14 protein-coding genes are annotated in these 19,030 nt (G+C 61.5%); 8 read left to right on the top strand and 6 right to left on the bottom strand.

Annotated features, from left to right (window positions below; all coding sequences use genetic code 11):
- Positions 1 to 7: 7 nt before the first annotated feature.
- Positions 8 to 1,276 (bottom strand): acyl-CoA dehydrogenase family protein, encoded by a 1,269-nt coding sequence (locus AD668_RS13305; protein WP_053159405.1) that lies wholly within the window; start codon positions 1,274 to 1,276, stop codon positions 8 to 10.
- 503 nt (positions 1,277 to 1,779) lie between these two features.
- Between AD668_RS13305 and AD668_RS13310 the strand changes: the two genes are divergently transcribed.
- From AD668_RS13310 to AD668_RS13345, 8 genes are all read left to right on the top strand, one after another.
- Positions 1,780 to 2,835, top strand: coding sequence for an ABC transporter substrate-binding protein (locus tag AD668_RS13310; RefSeq protein ID WP_053159407.1), 1,056 nt, complete (start codon positions 1,780 to 1,782; stop codon positions 2,833 to 2,835).
- A gap of 15 nt (positions 2,836 to 2,850) precedes the next feature.
- Positions 2,851 to 3,582, top strand: a complete 732-nt coding sequence (locus AD668_RS13315) for a class II aldolase/adducin family protein (protein ID WP_053159409.1) — start codon at positions 2,851 to 2,853, stop codon at positions 3,580 to 3,582.
- 211 nt (positions 3,583 to 3,793) lie between these two features.
- Positions 3,794 to 4,993, top strand: coding sequence for an LLM class flavin-dependent oxidoreductase (locus AD668_RS13320; RefSeq protein WP_053159411.1), 1,200 nt, complete (start codon positions 3,794 to 3,796; stop codon positions 4,991 to 4,993).
- A gap of 10 nt (positions 4,994 to 5,003) precedes the next feature.
- Positions 5,004 to 6,575: an ABC transporter substrate-binding protein gene (locus AD668_RS13325; RefSeq protein WP_053159413.1), complete on the top strand. Its 1,572-nt coding sequence runs from the start codon at positions 5,004 to 5,006 to the stop codon at positions 6,573 to 6,575.
- Positions 6,568 to 7,629 (top strand): ABC transporter permease, encoded by a 1,062-nt coding sequence (locus AD668_RS13330; protein ID WP_053159415.1) that lies wholly within the window; start codon positions 6,568 to 6,570, stop codon positions 7,627 to 7,629. The genes AD668_RS13325 and AD668_RS13330 overlap by 8 nt, the downstream gene beginning before the upstream one ends.
- A gap of 10 nt (positions 7,630 to 7,639) precedes the next feature.
- On the top strand, positions 7,640 to 8,485 hold the full coding sequence (locus tag AD668_RS13335) for an ABC transporter permease (RefSeq protein ID WP_053159417.1): 846 nt from the start codon (positions 7,640 to 7,642) through the stop codon (positions 8,483 to 8,485).
- On the top strand, positions 8,482 to 10,284 hold the full coding sequence (locus AD668_RS13340) for an ABC transporter ATP-binding protein (protein WP_053159419.1): 1,803 nt from the start codon (positions 8,482 to 8,484) through the stop codon (positions 10,282 to 10,284). Before AD668_RS13335 ends, AD668_RS13340 begins: the two co-directional genes overlap by 4 nt.
- 177 nt (positions 10,285 to 10,461) lie before the next feature.
- Positions 10,462 to 10,920 (top strand): transposase, encoded by a 459-nt coding sequence (locus AD668_RS13345; RefSeq protein WP_053159421.1) that lies wholly within the window; start codon positions 10,462 to 10,464, stop codon positions 10,918 to 10,920.
- A gap of 172 nt (positions 10,921 to 11,092) precedes the next feature.
- Here the strand turns inward: AD668_RS13345 and AD668_RS13350 are convergent, their stop codons facing one another.
- From AD668_RS13350 to AD668_RS13370, 5 genes are all read right to left on the bottom strand, one after another.
- Complete coding sequence (locus AD668_RS13350; RefSeq protein WP_053159423.1) at positions 11,093 to 12,178, bottom strand: LLM class flavin-dependent oxidoreductase; 1,086 nt, start codon at positions 12,176 to 12,178, stop codon at positions 11,093 to 11,095.
- A gap of 39 nt (positions 12,179 to 12,217) precedes the next feature.
- Positions 12,218 to 14,800: a TonB-dependent receptor plug domain-containing protein gene (locus AD668_RS13355; protein ID WP_053159424.1), complete on the bottom strand. Its 2,583-nt coding sequence runs from the start codon at positions 14,798 to 14,800 to the stop codon at positions 12,218 to 12,220.
- A gap of 190 nt (positions 14,801 to 14,990) precedes the next feature.
- On the bottom strand, positions 14,991 to 16,577 hold the full coding sequence (locus AD668_RS13360) for an ABC transporter substrate-binding protein (protein WP_053159426.1): 1,587 nt from the start codon (positions 16,575 to 16,577) through the stop codon (positions 14,991 to 14,993).
- 4 nt (positions 16,578 to 16,581) lie between these two features.
- On the bottom strand, positions 16,582 to 17,790 hold the full coding sequence (locus tag AD668_RS13365; RefSeq protein WP_053159428.1) for an LLM class flavin-dependent oxidoreductase: 1,209 nt from the start codon (positions 17,788 to 17,790) through the stop codon (positions 16,582 to 16,584).
- 15 nt (positions 17,791 to 17,805) lie between these two features.
- The gene (locus AD668_RS13370) at positions 17,806 to 19,029 is read right to left on the bottom strand and encodes a lipase family protein (protein ID WP_053159430.1); all 1,224 of its coding nucleotides are present in this window, start codon (positions 19,027 to 19,029) and stop codon (positions 17,806 to 17,808) included.
- Position 19,030: the final 1 nt, after the last annotated feature.

Below are 19,030 nucleotides of genomic sequence, written 5' to 3' on the forward strand. Positions count from 1 at the left end.
GGTCAGATCATCGCCCGGGGCTGGTGGCGCCCTGTTTTTCCTTGGCATTGAGGATTGCGGTGTACTCGCCCGGATCGACACCATTGAGGTAGTAGTTGCCGACGTGATGCAGGCGCCAGCGGATCGGGTCGTGGGTGGTGTGAACCCGGGCGTTGCGCCAGAAGCGATCGAGGTTCCATTTGGTCAGTGATGAGCTGGCGCCGAGCAGGGAGAAGATGTCGCTGGAGATCTTCAGCGAGGCCGAATCGGAGTGGGCTCGGGCGGTGGCCACCGAGAGAATCAGTTCGTCCTGCAGTTCCTTGTTGTCCGGGTCCAGTTCATGTTGGTCGAACACCCGTGCAGCATCCCGCAGCAAGGATTGCGCGCCACGCAAGGCGACGGCGTATTCGCCGATCTGTTTGATGATGTGCGGTTCTTGATTGGCCTGATCGACGCCGCTTTCTACCCAAGGGCGGGCGTTGTGGTTGAGGTATTGCACGGCGGCCGACAGCGCGCCCTCGGCAATGCCGGTGTCGATGGCCGCATGGAGAATCTGCGGGAAGGTCAGGCCTGTGCGTTTCATCGGGCCTTTGCGCTGCGAGACGAAGCCTTCGTCGAGTTCGATGTTGTCGAAGATTACCGTGCCGCTGACCGAGTTTTTCTGGCCGAAGGCTTCCCAGTCATCCACCAGCGTCAGTCCTTTGGTATTGCGATTGAGCAGCACCCCGGCGCCACCATCGTCGCTGGCGGCGGTCAGGGAGATCCATTCGGCGAGGTAGGAGCCGGTGGAGTAGAACTTGCTGCCGTTGAGTATCAGCTTGCCGTCGGAGCGACGTTCGACCCGGGTCTTGAGCGCGAATTTGTTCTTGCCACCTACCTCGGCCAAGGCATTGCCGAAACGTTTGCCGGCCAGTACATCCCGGATCAGCCGGTCGCGAATCTCATCTGAATACCCGGTGAATATCCCCCGCAGCATGACGTTGTGGATTTGCAGCAACTGACCGACGCCACCGTCGGCGACTGAAATGAGGCGCACGGTTTCGACAATGGTTTCGACCGAGGCACCGAGCCCGCCAAAAGCCTTGGGAACGCCAATCGCGGTCAAGCCGCTTTCGGACAACAGTTGCGCCTGACGCCAGGGCAGTTGGCCGTTCTGGCTGGAGTCGGCGGCGATTTCGGCGATCTCCAGGGCGATTTCCCTGGCCACGGCGATGGCTTGGGTTTCGCTTTGCAACACGCGGATGGGGGCCTGTTCCTGGGTCAGTGGGCCGCCAGGATGGTGTTCGACATTGCTCATTGCTGTACCTCTGATAATTGATCTGATGCCCATGTAAAAAATCCTCGCGGGCGCCGGCTCGCTGGCGATGGCGCCCTTGATTACGACGCAAGGTTCGAAGGCCAATCGCTGGCAAGGCAGCTCCTACAGTTCAGCCGCGTGAACCCGATGCACCCTTGCGAACCCGATCCGTGTAGGAGCCAGCTTGCTGGCGATGGCGTCCCAGGGTGTTGCAGGGGCTTGAGCAAGTTCTGCGCCAAAGGCTTGAAAGCGGGTTCTGCGCAGGGTCTGGCGCGGTGGAGGGATGGCGGGTGTTGCTGGAGAAACAACAAGATTGCGCCGATTGCTCGAACAGCAGCAGTCACCATGCAGTGTTGCTTGCAGGCCAGCAGTTGAAGGCGGCTGATTTGCGGCGACTGGTCTGAGCGCCTTTAAAAACGGGGCTTTCAGCTTTTGGCACGGGCACTGCAATGGCACTGGCAACAGTCACCGCGACTGACTTGCCCAACCCGATGGAGTTGCCCATGACGCTTGCTGCCAAACAACACCGACCCGATACCCAGACCGAGCTGGATCAAATCTGGTTCACCCGTTGCCCGGTGCCGACGGCCTCCGGGATCGCTTACAAACTCGGTTGGCTCAGCGATGAATTCGCCGCTGATGGCCTGCCGGTTTCGACCTTGCAGGAGGCCCGTCAACTGGGTCACCACCACTACGATCACGAACTGCCGGGGCTGTTTCGCGAAGGCGGAAACGTACCGGCATTGGCGGCGCGGGCAGCCGGTGCGCCGAGTCGCTTGATCGGCCTGACCTGGATCGAAGAATGGCAAACCATCCTGGTTCGCCCGGACTCCGGCATCAGCCGGCCGCAGGATCTCAAAGGCAAGCGACTGGCGCTTCCCGCCTGGGGTGAAACCCGTCCTGGGAGCATCGCTCGGGCCATGAGCCTGCATGGCTACAAGGGCGCGCTGAGTCTGGCTGGGCTGGGGTTCGATGATGTCGAACTGGTGGAAGTCGCCCTTCAGGATCAAGAGCGGGCGGCGAGCCCACAGGAAGGTTTGCAACGATTGTGGTCGGGCCTCGATTACCTGGTTCGCGGTGAGGTGGACGCGGTCTACGTCAAAGGCGCTTCCGCTGCCGACGCCGCACGGCGTCTCGGGCTGGTGGTGGGCATCGACCTGGACCTGATCGCCGAGCCGCGCTATCGCATCAACAACGGCACGCCGCGGCCCATCACCGTTCACCAGAGCCTGCTGGACAACAATTTCGACCTGGTGGTGCGTTTTCTCGCGCAAACCCTCAACGCCGCTGACTGGGCTGCCAATAACCGGGAGGCACTCAACGCCATTCTCGAGGAGGAAACCCGCGCCGGCAGCGCCGGGGTTGCTGAGGCCTATCGCGGCGAGTTCCACACCACGCTGGCGCCTGACCTGTCTTCGCAGCGCCTTGAGTTCCTCGATACGCAAAAAGACTTTCTTTATCTGCACGGCTTCCTGGAACGCGATTTTTCCATCGCCGACTGGGTCGATCCGCGCCCGTTGCAAGCCGCCCATGAACTGCTGGCCAAGCGCCGCGCCTGAATCCGGAGATCTGCCATGACCATTCTCGTCAATGAACAATTGATCAGCGAAGAACTGAAGAACTTTATCGACAAGGTGCTGATCGAGGCTGAAGAAGCCTTCACTGTGTTCCGTGAAACCAACACCATCACTGCCAATGGCACGGTCGGTTTCATCGAGCGTGTGCCGGGCCAGGAGCTGCTGGTGTCGGTCAACTACGGCGGCCCATGGAACTACCGCAAACCGCTGCAAGCGACGGTCACCGATTTTGAAGGCAAGGTGATCTACGGCAAAGGCAAGGGCGGTTTTGGCCGCTACACCAAACTGTTCCAACAGCATGCCGACATCACCACGGTGTCCCATGTGCATTCGCCGTACCTGGGCGCCTGGGCGCAGACCCATCGCACCCTGCCATTTCACTACGTGCCGGTGCAGCGTTACCAGCTGGCCCGGGAGCTGCCGGTGTACATCGACCGACGCCAGCCGGAGGTCGATTTCATCCTCGACAGGATTGCCGAGAACCCCTTCAACCTGGCGATTCTGGAGGCCAACGGCGGCTCGACCGTGTGGGGCAAGCAAGGCTTGCGCGCCACCGCCGAATTCATCCTGTTGCTGGAGGAGGGGGCGCAATTGCAATTGCTCGCCGATGCCTTGGGTGGTTCCCGTGCCTATGGCCCGGGCGTTCTTACCCAACAATGGAAAATGAGCGGTCTGTACGAACAAGCCACCGAACTGGGCCTGGTGCCCGCCATCGACCGCCGCACCTGATCGCCCGACCACCACGCACCCTGTAGGTGCTGGCTTGCCGGCGATCGCGGCCGCAAGAGCGGCGCAATGTTGGAGGACCCCATCGCCAGCAAGCCGGCTCCTACATGGATCGGGTTCGCAAGGGTGCATCGGGTTCACGCGGTTGAACTGTAGGAGCCGGCTTGCCGGCGAAGGCGGCCGAATGGTCGACACATAAACAAGGAGCACGCCCATGGCTGTAAAAATTCTCTGGTACCTCACCACCCCTGACGGACCTTATCCGTGGGAACCGCAAGGTCGCTGGAAAACCGATTTCGAACATTTGAAGCAACTGGCCGTGGCCAGTGATCGCTTGGGGTATTACGGGTCGCTGCTGGGCTCCAGTCCCAACGAAAGCCTGGCCGTTTCGGCTGCGTTGATCGATGCCACCCACCGCCTGCGTTTCCTGGTGGCGCAGCACCCCGGCGAGTTATCGCCAGCGGTGTTGGCCAAGTGGGCGCTGACTTTCGATCAATTCTCCAACGGCCGTCTGTTGTTCAACGTGGTCAACGGCAATGACGCCGGCCTGGCTACCCTCGGCGTGCATTACCCCCACGATGAGCGCTATGACTTCAGTCTCGAATACTGGCGCGCTTTCCAGAGCTTTTACGCCGGCGACACCTCAGGCTATGACGGTCAATACGTCAAACTCGCCCCTCGCTCGCCGGCGGCTGCCAGTCATCCGCTGGGCGGGTGGCATCCGCCGAAACAGAAACCCGGCATTCCGTTGTGGGGCGCTGGCACCTCGGGCCCCGGCGTTGCCCATTCGGTGCAGTTGCTCGACGTCTACCTGAGTTTCGCCAACACCCCACCAAAGCTTGGCGAGAAGTTTCGCAAAGTGGCGGCGGAGGCGGCCAGGATCGGCCGTGAGCTGACCTTCGGCACGCGTCTGCAAATCATCGTCCGTGAGACCGAAGAAGAAGCCTGGGCTCACGCCGAAAAACTTTTACAGCGCACCTCACTGCAAACTGCACGTACGGCGATCGAGCGGCAATTGCCTCCCGGCGAAACCCTGGACAGCTTTAACAGCGACGACCCGCAAATCCAGCGCAACGTCGAAGCCATTCGTGCGGGTCGCCTGCCCAAGGCAAGGGACCTGGAGATCTACCCCAACATCTGGCTCGGCCCGAGCCTGTTCGGCTTCAACATCCTCGGTCCGGCCGCTGGCACTTACCTGGTGGGCAGCGCCGAGCAGGTCGCCGAGCGCATTCGTGAATACGAAGCGCAAGGCACGTCGGCGTTCATTCTCTCAGGCTTCCCGTTGATCGATGAGGCGCACCGCGTGGCCGACCTGTTGTTCCCGTTGCTCGACCTGGATCACGGTTTCGAGGTGCCGCGCCTGCGGGCTGAGACGCCAGTTCTGCAACGCGCCAACGTAGTAGAGCAGGCCTGAGGAGTCAGTCATGAGAGAAGGATTTTCCCGTCGCAGGTTTCTCGGTAACGGCCTGGCGGTCGGCGGTGGCCTGATACTCGGCAGCAGCCTGCTCAGTGGTTGCGACAGTGGCGCGGCCGTCAGTGGCGCAGCAGCGTTGTCCAGCACCCCGGTGCACGGCGGTCGTTTGCGGGTCGGCATTATCGATGGCGACCAGTCGGGCAACCTTGACGCGCACAAACCGGTGGGCGGCGGGATCATTCGCGGCTGGGCGTTGTACAGCAAGTTCTGGGAATGGAACACCGATGTCAGCACGCGTCTGGCCTTGGCCGAATTTGCCGAGCCCAACGCAGATGCCAGCGCCTGGACCATTCGCATCAAGCCAGGGTTGGAATTTCACCACGGCAAGAGCATTGGTGCCGACGATATGCTGTTCTCGATCCTGCGCCTGACCGACCCGAAACTGGCTTCGCCCTTTGCCGGCCTGGTGGGGGCGATCGACCGCAATGCTTTGCGCAAACTGGACGAGCGCACCATTGAAATTCGTTTCAAGGAAGGACAAAGCTTCTATCCGCTGGATGAAACCCTGATCAGTTTTGGTGGCATCGTCCCCACCGATTACGACCCGATCAGCAATCCGGTGGGTGCCGGGCCATACAAACTCAAGAGTTTCATCCCCGGTCAGCGCTCGCTCTACCAGCGTTTCGAAAACTACTACAAACCCGGTCAACCCTATGCCGATGAGCTGGAAATCATCGAGTTCAAGGATCAGGTGTCCCGCGCTGCGGCTTTGCGTGCCGGGCAAATCGATGTCGCCAGCGGCGTGCAGGCCGAACACAGCGCGCTGCTCAAGGCCGATTCGCGACTCAAGCTGTACGCGTCGCCGAGCACGTCGTTTACCGGTTTCAACTTGAATCTGGCCAAGGCGCCGTTTCAGGATCTGCGCGTGCGTCAGGCCTTTCGGCTGCTCGCCGACCGTCGCGAACTGGTCGAGCGCGGGCTCAATGGTTTCGGGCGGATTGCCAACGATCTGTATTCGCCCCACGACCCGACGTACAACCACAGCATTGCCCAGCGCCCGTACGATCTGGAACAGGCGCGATCACTCTTGCGTCAGGCCGGGCAGGATGACCTGCGAGTGGAGCTGACAACCACGCCGGGGCCGGGTGTCAATGCAGCGCTGGTGTTCGCCCAACAGGCGAAGAAAGCCGGAGTTGAAATCAAGGTCACTCAGGTCGATGGCTCGGTGTTCAACGGCCCGCAACGGGAAAACTGGTTGTTATCGCCGGGCTCGACACCGGCTCGGGGATTCCTTGCTTCGGCGCTGCACAACGACGCGCCGCAGGCCATTTACAACCGCAGCAATTTCCACGATGAGCGCTTCAGTTCGTTGTACCAGCAGGCGCTGGCTCAGCCTGAACTGCAACAGCGCAAAACGCTGGTACATGAGGCACAAAGTATTCAACACGAACGCGGCGGTTTGCTGATCTGGGGCTTCAATGACGTGCTGGATGCGGCCTCTGTTCGGGTTGGAGGGCTCGCGCCTGAACAGACGACGTTCGCCTCCTGGCGTTTCGATGAGATGTGGGTGAACCATGCCTGAGCCATCCTGCAAAACCCCGCGCACGCCCGCCTGGTTGTCCTGGTTCATTGGGCGATTGGGCTATGGCCTGCTGACCGCGTGGGTCATCAGCCTTGTGGTGTTCATTGCCACTCAGGCACTGCCTTCGGATCCGGCGCGGGTAATCCTGGGCCCGGACGCGCCGCTGGAAAGTATCCTCACACTGCAAAGGCAATTAGGCCTGGACCGTCCGATTCTGGAGCAATACCTGCGCTGGCTCGGGCACGCGCTCAGTGGCGAGTTGGGTGTTTCACTCGACTCGAACGCGCCGGTCGGCAGCATCCTGTTCGGCCGTTTTGGCTACACGTTGGCGTTGTTGGCGGGCGTGATTGCAGTGGTGGTGCCGGCGGCGTTACTGCTCGGCGTGTCGCTGGCCTTGCGGCGTGACAGCCGCCTGGATCGCTGGAGCTTGTCGCTATTGATTTTCCTCAAGGCCACCCCGGGGTTTCTCCTGGCCATCGGACTGGTGTTGCTGTTTTCCATGCCGCATATGGACGTGCTGCCGGCGGTATCGATTCTCGATCCCGACAAATCACTGCTGCGCCAATTGCAGTTTCTGGTGCTGCCAGTGCTGGCCCTGAGTCTTTCTGCTTTGCCCTACCTGACACGCATGGTGCGAGCGTCGATGATCGAAGCGCTGGAGTCCGACTATGTCGTCGCTGCCAGGCTGCGGGGCATTCCCGAGTGGCGGATCGTCTGGCGGCACACGTTACCCAATGCATTGATTCCGGCGATTCAGGGCGTGGCCCTGACCTTGCGCACGCTGATCGGCGGGGCGCTGCTGGCCGAGGTGATTTTCAGTTATCCGGGGATCGGCACCTCGTTGAACGCAGCGATTCAGATGCGCGACTTGCCGATGGTCCAGGCCATCGTGTTGGTGATTACCCTGGGCGTGGTGCTGATCAACCTGTTCGCGGATTTGCTGACGGTGCTGTTGACCCCGAAACTGCGGACCGCCCGCCGGGTGTCCATGATCCAGCGTAACCGTCGGGGCATCCAGCCCTGGTGGCGTCGCTCCCCATCCAAGGCACCTTGAGAGGTGATGCATGACTGACTCCCGACGTTCGCGCTGGCAGCTGTGGCTGGCGGAACCGCAAAGCCGCAAAGGCGGGTTGATTACCCTGGCCGTGGTTGCGTTGGCGTTGTTTGGCCCGTTTCTGGCGCCCCACAGCCCGACGGAAATGGTCGGTTCGGTGTATGGCGCGCCCGTGGGCAAGGCGTTGCTGGGCTATGACTTTCTCGGGCATGACGTGTTGTCGCGCTTGCTCAGTGGCGGCGTGTCGGTGCTGTGGATGTCGGTGGCCGCGGCCTCGATTGCATTGTTGACCGGTAGCACGCTGGGCCTGTTGTCGGGGTTATCCCGGCGGCGTCTGGATCAATTGATCACCTGGCTGGCGGACGTGTCGCTGGCTTTTCCCGACCTCATTCTGGTGCTGTTGATCGTCTCCATGCTGGGGCGCGCGCCTTGGCTGATCGTACTGACCGTGTCCATCGCCTTCACACCGGGGGTGATTCGTCTGGCCCGTGGCAGCACGGTGTCTGTAGCAGGGCAGGAATTCGTCGAGGCTGCGCAGATGATGGGCTATTCGCGGTGGCGGATTCTGTTCAAGGAAATCCTGCCGAACATCCTCACTCCCTTGCTGGTGCACTTCGGCAACATGCTGACCTGGGGCGTGGGCATGCTCTCGGGGTTGAGTTTTCTCGGTTATGGCGTAGCGCCGCCCACCGCTGACTGGGGGTTGATGATCAACGAAAACCAGGCGGGGTTGCTGGTGCAGCCTTGGGCGGTATTGGCCCCGGCGATCTTGATCGGCATCTTCGCCTATGGCACCAACATTCTGGCCGAAGGCATCGGCCGCAGCAGTTCAAGGATCGGGGAGAAACAGCCATGAACGCCATTGCCGGAATCGAGTCCCGCTCCCCTGTGCTCAATGCGCAGGTATTACAGGTTGAGGCTTTGCGCGTCGAGTTGCCTGGACAGGTCGATGTGCTCAGCGGTGTGACATTCAGTCTTGCGCGCGGAGAAATTCTGGGATTGGTCGGGGAGTCCGGCTCCGGCAAGACAACCCTGGCCACTGCCTTGCTGGCTCATGCCCGAAGGGGAGCACGGATTGTCAGCGGAAAAGTCGAAGTGTCCGGCCAATCGCTGTTGACGCTGGAGGGTGAAGACCTGCGGCGGGCTCGGGGTAGCCTGATAGGTTACGTGGCACAGGACCCGGCGACAGCCTTGAATCCGGTACTGCGTATCGGCAGTTTGCTGCGTGAAACGCTGGGGGCTCATCAGGTTGATCTGGATCGCGCCGGGCAACGGCAACGCATCGTCGAGACCTTGCGCGATGTCGGTCTGCCCGATGACGCGCAGTTCCTGCGACGCTTTCCCCATCAGCTCTCTGGCGGGCAGCAGCAACGGGTGATGTTGGCGTTGGCCTTTGTCTTGCGCCCGGCCTTGATCGTCCTCGATGAGCCGACGACAGCGCTGGACGTCACCACCCAGGCCCACATCCTCGCGACGTTGCGCCGGTTGTGTAAAAGCCTGGGTGTCGCGGCGGTGTATGTGTCCCATGACCTGGCGGTGATCAAGGATCTGGTGGACCGGGTGATGGTGATGTACGCCGGGCGCATCGTCGAGGTTGCACAGCGCGAATTGCTATTCTTGCAGCCGGCTCATCCCTATACCCGGGGGTTGCTGGCGGCGATTCCCGATGTGTCGCAACGCCGCGACTTGCTGGCGATTGCCGGGCATGCTCCGGCACCGGGTCAGCGACCACAGGGATGTGCCTTCGCACCTCGATGCACCCGTCGCGTCGCGGCGTGTTCGCTGGTCGAGCCGTCATTGCAGGACCTGTCGCCACAGCAGCAGGTGGCCTGTCTGGTGCCGCATCTTCAGGCTTTGCAACCGATTGCCCGAGCGCCTGCGCCTCCCGCTGTCGAGGCGCTGGAGCGCAGGCCACTGCTGGAGGTCAAGGACCTGAACGTGGCCTACGACCGCCAGGTTCTGTTCGATGTGTCTGTGCGGGTGGCTGCCGGTGAATGCCTGGCAGTGGTGGGCGAGTCCGGTTCAGGCAAGACCAGTCTGGCTCGTGCCATTGCCGGGCTGGGAGAAAACGCAGAGGGCGCGGTGCATTACGCGGGCGAGTTGTTGAGCCTGTCGGGGCGGCAGCGTGTACGGGCGCAACGGCATCAGATCCAGTACATTTTCCAGAATCCATACCGCGCACTGAATCCGCGGCAAACGGTTTACCAGACGTTGAGTGCGCCACTGGAGCATTTCTTCGGCATCAAGGGCGCAGCAGCGCGACAAAGGGTGGATGCGGTGCTCACGCGGGTTTCGCTGCCGGCCTCGGTGGCGGATCAGTATCCCCACAGCCTGTCCGGTGGAGAACGTCAGCGCGTGGCGATTGCACGGGCGTTGGTCTGTGAGCCAAGGCTTTTGATCTGCGATGAGATCACCTCGGCACTGGACGTCTCGGTACAGGCGTCGATTCTGGCGCTGTTGCGGCAACTGCAAGGCGAAGGACTGACGCTGCTGTTCGTCACCCATGACCTGGGTGTGGTTCGCGCCATTGCCGACCGGGTGTTGGTGTTGAAATTGGGTCGTGTGGTGGAGCAGGGGCAGGTGGATGCGGTGCTGGACCAGCCGCAAGCGGCGTATACGCGCACATTGCTGGAGAACTCGCCGACGTTGGGGTGACGTCCATCGCCAGCAAGCCGGCTCCTACAATGCTGAAATATAATGCGACACACCCTTGTAGGAGCCGGCTTGCTGGCGATAGCGGTCGACCAGAAAATCCAGAACCAGACCTTGACGACGATCTTTCGCCTGCCTACTAGCCTGTTGTTTTTGTCTCAAACACAGGAGGGCAATGGAATGCCTGATCTTCCCCACGCCAATCGCTTGCACGCTGGGCGCTATTCCCAATCCGGGCAAATCTACCTGCTCACCGCCGTCACCTATCACCGTGATCCAGTATTTGCCAATTGGCGTACGGGGCGTCTGGTGGCGGATCAATTTCGCCAAACCCAGGCAGAAGAATGGGCTGACTCACTCGCGTGGGTGGTCATGCCCGACCATTTTCATTGGTTGGTGGAGCTGAAGAACAGCACGTTGCCGGCGTTGATGCTGGCCACCAAATCGCGCAGTGCACGAACCATCAATGCCCACCTGGGACGCAGTGGCCGCCTATGGCAAAAAGGCTTTCACGACCGGGCAATTCGACGTGAAGAAGATTTGCTGGCGGTGGCACGTTACGTCATTGCCAACCCCATACGAGCAGGCCTTGTCAGGCGAGTACATGATTACCCGTTGTGGGACGCGAAATGGCTTTAGGCGCAGGTTTGCCAGCTCCTACAAGGGATGGTTGTGAACACGACTCTGTAGGAGCCGGCTTGCTGGCGATTGCGATGGTGGATGTGCCGACATCATCGCCGGCAAGCCAGCTCCTACAAGGGATGGTTGTGAACACGGTTCTGTAGGAGCCGGCTTGCTGGCGATTGCATCGTTATGCCACCCGCGCCTTGCGGCGGCGCGCTTCTTCGCGCACGGCCGGGATGATCCAGCGTCCATAATCCACGGTGTCGTACAACGGGTCGTAGCCACGGTTGAGGAAGGTGGTCACTCCCAGATCGACGTAATCGAGCAGGGCCTGGGCCACGGTTTCCGGGGTGCCGACCAGGGCGGTGGTGTCACCGTAGGCGCCAACGGCAGTGGCGGTTGGCATCCACAGCGCACGGTCATGACGATCACCCAGGGCTGCGGCGGCGAGCAATCGTTCGGAGCCGGTGCCCTTGATGCGTTTTTGCCAGGGGCTGCCCGCCGCAAACTGCGGGTTGGCCTTGATCTGTTCGAGAATCTGCTGCGCCCGTTGCCACGCCAATTCTTCGGTGGCCCCCAGAATCAAACGTACCGACAGGCTGACCCGTGGCGCCTCGACGCCCGCCGCGCTGGCGGCCGCACGCAGTTTGCCGATCTGCTCGGCCACACCGCTCAAAGGCTCGCCCCACAACGCATACAGGTCCGCGTGTTTCACCGCGATCTGATAGGCGATATCCGAAGATCCGCCGAAGGAAATCGGAATGTGTGGCTGCTGCAACGGTTTGACCGGCGAGAACGCCCCCTTGATGTTGAAGTACTGCCCTTCGAAGTCGAAAGGCTCCTCGGCCGTCCAGGTCCGGCGAACGATTTCCAGGTATTCATCGGTGCGTTTGTAGCGTTCGGTCTTGTCCAGCAGGAAGTCGCCCTCCTGAGGCTCGGCGGTGATCCCGGTGATGGCATGCAGGCGAATCCGGCCGCCACCCGTGGTGTGATCGAGCGTGGCGAAAGCCCGGGCTGCGACCGTCGGGGCGGTGAGGCCCGGACGGTGAGCGATCATGAACCCCAGGTGCTCGGTGTGAGCGGCGGCGTAGGCTGCGATCTGCAGACTGTCGGCGCTGCCTGGACCGCTGGCGATCAGCACCCGGTCAAAGCCTGCATGCTCATGGGCACGGGCGTGGTGGCGGATAAACTCCAGATCGAAATCCGGGCTGCGCACGCCGCGGGTCTCGGACCACTGGCGGGGGAAAATCATGCCGACAAATTCAATGGACATTGGAACACTCCTGATGGCGGAAAGCGGTTTGGTCGCGACTTAGAACTGGTAATCCACCTGGGCGAGCACGGTGCGACCAGGCATGGGTTGCAGGAAGGTATTGGTGGACCCGGCCAGGCCGCTGACGAAGTTCAATTCATCGGTCAGGTTGAGCACGCGCAAGGTGGTGCTCCACTGCGGCTGGCGGTAGTACACAGCCAGGTCGAGGTTGTATTCGTCGGGGATTTTCACGGTCTTGCTCAGGTTCAGGTACCAGCTGCTGGTCCACCAGCCGGACAGTTCGGCACCGAAGCCTGAGTCGAAGCGATAGTCGAAGTAACCGCTGGCGGTGTATTCGGGAATCTGTACCGCATCGAAGCGCCCGGACGGCCGCTGGTTAAGGCTGTTGTTATCGCCAAACACTGTGCCGTTGTCGGGAATGAACCCCGCCGAGGCGAAACCGGCCTGGGAGGCAAACTCGTTGTAGGCGGTGAGCTTTGAAAGGTTCAACGCCGTGCGCAGGTGATCGTCTGGCTGATAACGAACGGTCGATTCCACGCCCTTGATCACCAGTCGCGCAATGTTGTTGTTGCTGTCGGGGGACTGATCACGTTCCTGCTTGAACGCTGCCAGGGTCATGAACAGTTCGTTGGGCACGGCTTCGACTTTCAATCCGACTTCGTGCAGCACGCTCAGGCTTTCGAACGCCAGTGGGTTAAGAAGATTGGCCCCGGCGCCACTGCCCCAGCCCAGGCCGTTGGAGAAGAACCCGGTGTTGACCGCCAACGAGCGATCAAAGGTGTAGTACAGCGTGCTGTTTTCGGTGGGTTTCACGTACGGACTGACCTGAAAGGCAAACAGTCGGTAGTTGTCACTGTCCTTGCGCGGATTGCCGCCGGCGAGCACGAAGGGGTTTTCGATTTCAGCGTCGATCCAGCTGCGGCTGGCACCGATGTTCAGACCGACACGCTCACCCAATCGCAGGTTGTGCTGGGTGAACAGCGTTTGCGTGGTCCAGGTACTTTCTGCGGTGTAGGGCGCGACGGATTCGGCGTACAGGCCATGCCCGGCCGGGTACATCGCTGGCAGATTCAACCACCCGTAATAGTTGGAGAATTGCGGCACGCCGGGCTGGCCGATCCAGGCACCATTGCCGCCGGCCGGATTGGAACCAGTGAGCCCCAACAGATCGCCCGGGTTCTTGCCCGACGGGTCCTGCGTCAGATCGTAGGCGTTGATGGTCGAGCCGAAATTGTTGTTGGCGGCAATCGACTGGTTGAACTCGCGGCGGTAGATCAGCCCGGTATTGCTGTCATCGCGCAGGGTAAAGCCGCCCAGCTGAGCTTCGTTGCGTGAGCGAAACTCGAAGCGGTTATCGAAAATATTGTCTTTGGACTGGACCTGGAAAGAGCCGACGGCGTCAGTCATGTCTTTTGAGCGCTGGTAAAACGTGCTGTTGGCCAGGGTGATGGTCGGCGTCAGATCGGCTTCTGCACGCAACTGTGTGGTGAAGCGCCGCGAGGTGTTTTCATCCTCGTCGCGCTGGCCGGTTTGCGAGGACAGTGAGGTCAGACCATTGCCGGCCAGCGAGGGGTCATACACCCAGCCGCGCAGACTGCCAGGGTTGCTTCGCGTGTTGGGGGAGGCCGTCTGGAAACTGCCGTTGACCACACTGTATTGCCCCTGGGCGTTGCGTTGACGCTGAACCCAGCCCAGGGTCGGCGCATCCGCCGCGCCGGAAGCCAGGACCGGCGACCACAGGGTGTTGCCGTTCTGGATGATCGGCGTCGCGCGCCCGGCGTAGTATTTTCCGCTGTCCACCAACTCCTGGTTGGCGCGGTTCCAGCCGTGGGTGATGTTGTAGTCGTAGTAGTCGTCGTAACTGGCATTCCAGTCCACGCGCACGTTGTCGTTGCGCCAGGCCAGGGCGCCGTAGAACGCGTCGAAGTTGTTGTCGACGTTGTCGTAGAAATCCTCCTGGCGCTGCTTGGTGATGCTGATCCGGTAGGCCAGGCTGTCGCTGAGCGGGCCTGTGTTGTCGACGCTGAATTTACTGGAATCACGGGATTCGCCGTCGGGTACCCAGGTGCCCAATTCACCGCTGAGTCTGGTTTTGAATTCGTTGAAATTCGGTTTTTTACTCAGGTAATTGACGTAGCCACCGCTACCGGACACCGAACCGTAGGTCACCGAGGAGGGGCCGGCAACGATATCGGCGCCTTCATAGGCGTTGAAGTTAGCCGGATGCCGCACGCCATAAGCCCGCTGACCGTCCTGAAAGACCTCAGAACCCTGGGCGCGGAATTGCGGTGCGATCCCGGCGTTCTGGCCGCCACCCCGGGTGATGCCCGGCGCATATTTGACCAGGTCGTCGGCGCTGCGGATCGGGTCGTTCGCCAGCTGTTCGGCATTGACCTGAGTGATTGAGCGCGGGGTGTCGAGCACCTTGGTTTCGATGCCTCCGTAGATGGAAGACTCTGGCCGGGTGGGCAGGGCGTCATCGTCGGAATCGGCGGCGCTGGCTTGAACAGTGACGGTTTGCAGTTGAGTGTCGGCGGCGAAGGTCGCGGTCGACAGGGTAGAAACGATGACCAATGCCAGAGCGTGGCCAGAAGCGGGACGAACGAAGCCGATAGAGGGCATGAAAATGTGCCTCGATAGATAAATTCATTGAATGGCGCAAACGTCATAACGGCCACCACCACCCTGTAGGAGCCGGCTTGTTGCGGGCGGCGTTCCGACGATGGCGGCCGTGATGGCGCCATTGCCGGCAAGCCGGCTCCTACAGGTCGGTGGTGTAGGGTCGACCGTGGGGTGTCAGCGCCCGTGCGGGTTATGCCGTGTCTTTCAACCAGAGTTTTTCAAAGCGCCAGGTGCTGAACAGCGACTCCTCGGCCGCAGCCCCGCCCACGCGGTTGGCCACGCTGTCGAGCAAGTCGGCGTATCCCCAGATCAACATGCCACCGCGTTCGTACTGGATCTGCTGGACCTGGTGCACCAGCGCCTTGCGTTTCGCAAGGTCGGGTTGGGCCATGGCCGCCAGAAACAGCTCGCTGAACTGCGGATCGTTGAAATGGGTTTTGTTCGACACGGCAAAAGGCGCGTCGGTGTGGATCGCGCTGGCCAGGAATGGCGCACCGATGCTGCCGCCGGTACTCAGTGTCCAGTCGTTGCGCAGCGGCCCCTGGAACGTGGCCAGGTCGACCTGCTTGACCTTGAGCGTGACACCGATGCGTTTGGCCTGTTCGGCCAGCACCAGCGCTGAGGTCAGTCCCGGACCAGGTGTCGTCACCAGTTCCAGTTCAAGGTTTTCATGCCCGGCTTCCTTGAGCAGTTGCGCCGCACGTTGTGGGTCGTGAGGGCGCGGCCCAAGTGTGTGGTTGAAGGTTGGATCGCTCGGCGCATAGAGGTCGTTGGCCACTCGGCCCTGACCGTTGAGCGCCCGGCGCACCAGTTCTTCCCGGTCAGCCAGCAGGCGAAATGCCTCCCGTACCCGCGGGTCGTTGAACGGAGGTTTGTCGAGGTTCATGTCGAACGACAACCAGTTGCCGCTCACCGATTTGAGTACCGTAAGCCGTGGATCGCGCTGCAGCACTTGCAACTGTTCGGTGGGCATCACGTTGGCCATGTCGATTTGCCCGGAGCGCAGGGCCGCCAGGCGCGATACCTGATCCTTGAAGTCGATGATTTCCAATTCGTCGGCGTAAGGTTTGCCGTCCTTGTAGTAGTTCTCGAACCGCGTGAACAGCGAGCGCTGGCCGGGGGTGAAGCTTTTCAGTTTGTAGGGGCCGGCGCCTACCGGGTTGGTCACCGGGTGATAGTCCACGGGCACGATCCCGCCAAAGTTGACCCAGGTTTCCGCCAGCGGCATGTAACTGCGGCCTTCACGAAAGTTCAGGCGTACGGTGCGGGCGTCGAGTTTGACCAGGTTATCGCGGTCTACCCAGTGCAGCAGCGCGGCGTAGGGCGAGGCCAGTTGTGGGTCGGTGAGACGGCGGATGGAGAAGATCAGGTCATCGGCATCGATGGTTTTGCCATGGTGAAATTCCAGGTCCGGGCGCAGGCGAAGCGTCCAGCTGCTGGCATCGGCATTCGGCTCGGCGAATTCGGCCAGGGCCAGGCGCGGCTGCATTTGCTCGTCCCATTCCCACAGCTTGCTGTATAGCGCGAAGCCGCGAACAATGCCGCTGCCGATGGGTTTGTGCGCATCGAGGTTGCCGCTCTGGTTGCCGTCGAGAATGCCCAGGCGCAGGCGTCCGCCATAGCGCGGCTGATGGTCGGCCATGGCGCTGGCGGATGATTTTTCGCTGCTCGGGCCGCAGCCGGCGAGCAGGCCGCCACCGAGCAGCAAGCCACCGCCAAGCAGCGCACTGTGGCCGAGAAAGTCCCGGCGGCTGAATAATGAGTGATCGTCGCTCATGGCATCAGGCTCCGGCCGGGCCGTTGGCGGAGCGCAGCTCCAACGGCGCTTCTGACGGGCGACTCAGTTCGACGCGCTCACTGCGAAAGTGCGGCAGGATGTGCTCACCCAGGCGGTAGGCTTCTTCCAGGTGCGGGTAGCCGGCGAGGAAGAACAGGTCGATGCCGATGTCGTTGTACTCGCGAATCCGCGCCACGACATTTTCATAGCTGCCCACCAGCGCGCAACCTGGCGGAATGCCGATATAACCGAAACCGGTCCAGACGTTGGGGTGAATGAAAAAGTCGTCGAAGCTTTGGGTTTCGGTCTTTTGCGCGAACCCGCTCTCGTAGCTGAGCTTGCGTGCGGTGCGCAGCCCGGCATGGGCCGCCACGGCCTTGACTGCGCCTTTGGCAATGCCTTCGTCGAAGAAACGCTTGGCTTCGGTGCGGGCCAGTTCCTCGGTTTCCCGGGTAATGACATCGATCGACAAACCGAAACGAATGTCGCTGCGTCCGTACTTCAATGCACGCTCGCGTATATCGGCAATCAGCGCGGCAATTTCCTCCGGATGCTCGGCACGCATCAGGTAGAAGTCGGCGTGTTTGGCCGCGAACTCGCGAGCCGGGATTGACGAACCGGCGGTGCAGATCAGTGGCAGTTCGGCTTTCTTCAAAGGTCCGCGCAAACCTCCGCCTTCGGCTTTGTAGAATTTGCCCTCGTAGTGGAAGTTCTCGCTGTGCCAATAGCCCTTGACCACGTCCATGAACTCGATGGCCCGTTCATAGCGCTCGTCGTGATCGCTGAAATCGCCGACCTGACGCTGAATCGCATCCGAGCCGCCATTGATGATGTTCCACACCAACCGGTTGCCCGTGGCGCGCTGATAGGTGGCGGCTTGTTGCACCGCTACCCACGGCGTGTAGTGATAGGGCTGGAACGCCGTGACGAATTTCAGCGTGCGGGTTTCCCGGGCCAGCAGTGAGCAGACGGTCCAGGGCTCTTCGCCTGAGGGGGCGTTGACCATCAGCGCACCGCCGAAACCGTTGATTTCTGCGGCCTTGGCGATCTGCCCCAGGTAGTCGATGTAGGTGAAGTGGTCGCCCACGCTGAACGCCGAGACGGCGCCAGTGCTCGGGCCACCGCGATGCCAGTCACCACGGTTGCGCGGGTCGCCAGGGAGGAATTGGGTTTCGCCATGGAGGGGCAGGCGGGTAAAGAATTCAATGCTCATGTCGAAGGCTCCGTCTCACTGCACGTTGGGGCTGCAAATCGGGGTGATGGGCTGGTCGTTGATGACCTTGTGGGCGAAAGGCACCGAGTCCTTGAGGGACGCGTTGACCGTTTCGCTATGGCCCAGTCCTTTGTAGAGATGGCCCTCAACCACGGAGCCGGTTTTGCAGGCGTCTTGCATCAGCGCGACCTGGGTCGAGGCCGCCGGGGTTTTGTCTTCGGCGCCGGTGCCGATGAAAATCGGTTGGGCCAGTTTCAGCGTCGGGTAGGACACTTGTTTCTGCCACGCCGCGAGCTGGTCACCCTGGTAGTCTTTTTTGGCATTGGCCGGCGTCAGGCCGACGCCGACCACATCGCTGACCAGGGCCGCCAGGCAGCTGGTGCGGGCTTGCTCGAACAGTGGCAGCGCCTTGTCGGTGTAGAAATCCTTGGGGTTGATGCTCGAGTCGTACTGCTGAGCCGCGAGCAAGGTATAGAAGCCGTAGGCGAGGGACGCGTCGACCTTGTTGACGTCCTGTTCACCGACGTTTTTCGCACCCGCGGTGTAAATCACGCCGGTGCCGATGCTGCCTTTTACCCCCAGGTCCGGCGCATAAGTCGGTGCGTAGGCGGCGGAGGCAAAGGCGCCTGCGCCCCCTTGGGACTGACCGACGATCAGCACTTTGTTGGCCAGCCCCGGAACCCCGGCGACCACGGCTTTGGCCGCATCGAGAATGCCGTAGGCCGCCATGCGATTGTTCAGCAACGGGTGGCCGCCGGGTACGCCAAGGCCCTGATAATCGGTAGCGACAATCGCATACCCTTCGTCCAGCCAGCGGCTGAGGTACTGCACGTCGCGGTAGGAGCGGCCTTGCCAGGACGGCGCGCAAACATCCGCTATACCGACCGTGCCATGGCCCCAACTGGCAACCGGCCAGCCACCGGCTGGCGCCTTGCCCTTGGGCAGGAACAGCGTGCCCGAGACCACGATCGGGGTTTTGTTGTCGATGCCGTCGGTGGAGGTGTAGAGAATCCGTTGCGCGCTGGCGGCGTTGGGCAGGCTCAAGGTCTTTTCCAACGGCTCGCTGCGCAGCAGCTTGCCCGGCGTGGACGGAATGACTTCTTGCCAGGTGTAAAACGCCGAGACACGGCCGTCGCCTTGCTGCGGATCGGGTTTTGGTGCGTGTGTACCGGCAGCCATGGCAGTGATGGACAGCGTCAGGACACTCAAACCGAAGACGAATTTTTGCGGCAGTTTCATG

Origin of the sequence: Pseudomonas sp. P1.8 (genome assembly GCF_001269805.1) — a bacterium.
Lineage (GTDB): Bacteria > Pseudomonadota > Gammaproteobacteria > Pseudomonadales > Pseudomonadaceae > Aquipseudomonas.

Excerpts from the sequence above, each read along its gene's own strand:
- AD668_RS13325 (WP_053159413.1), top strand. The coding sequence starts at position 5,004 with ATGAGAGAAGGATTTTCCCGTCGCAGGTTTCTCGGTAACGGCCTGGCG.
- AD668_RS13320 (WP_053159411.1), top strand. The coding sequence starts at position 3,794 with ATGGCTGTAAAAATTCTCTGGTACCTCACCACCCCTGACGGACCTTAT.
- AD668_RS13370 (WP_053159430.1), bottom strand. The coding sequence starts at position 19,029 with ATGAAACTGCCGCAAAAATTCGTCTTCGGTTTGAGTGTCCTGACGCTG.
- AD668_RS13345 (WP_053159421.1), top strand. The coding sequence starts at position 10,462 with ATGCCTGATCTTCCCCACGCCAATCGCTTGCACGCTGGGCGCTATTCC.
- AD668_RS13305 (WP_053159405.1), bottom strand. The coding sequence starts at position 1,276 with ATGAGCAATGTCGAACACCATCCTGGCGGCCCACTGACCCAGGAACAG.
- AD668_RS13365 (WP_053159428.1), bottom strand. The coding sequence starts at position 17,790 with ATGAGCATTGAATTCTTTACCCGCCTGCCCCTCCATGGCGAAACCCAA.
- AD668_RS13340 (WP_053159419.1), top strand. The coding sequence starts at position 8,482 with ATGAACGCCATTGCCGGAATCGAGTCCCGCTCCCCTGTGCTCAATGCG.
- AD668_RS13355 (WP_053159424.1), bottom strand. The coding sequence starts at position 14,800 with ATGCCCTCTATCGGCTTCGTTCGTCCCGCTTCTGGCCACGCTCTGGCA.
- AD668_RS13330 (WP_053159415.1), top strand. The coding sequence starts at position 6,568 with ATGCCTGAGCCATCCTGCAAAACCCCGCGCACGCCCGCCTGGTTGTCC.
- AD668_RS13315 (WP_053159409.1), top strand. The coding sequence starts at position 2,851 with ATGACCATTCTCGTCAATGAACAATTGATCAGCGAAGAACTGAAGAAC.
- AD668_RS13360 (WP_053159426.1), bottom strand. The coding sequence starts at position 16,577 with ATGAGCGACGATCACTCATTATTCAGCCGCCGGGACTTTCTCGGCCAC.
- AD668_RS13350 (WP_053159423.1), bottom strand. The coding sequence starts at position 12,178 with ATGTCCATTGAATTTGTCGGCATGATTTTCCCCCGCCAGTGGTCCGAG.
- AD668_RS13335 (WP_053159417.1), top strand. The coding sequence starts at position 7,640 with ATGACTGACTCCCGACGTTCGCGCTGGCAGCTGTGGCTGGCGGAACCG.
- AD668_RS13310 (WP_053159407.1), top strand. The coding sequence starts at position 1,780 with ATGACGCTTGCTGCCAAACAACACCGACCCGATACCCAGACCGAGCTG.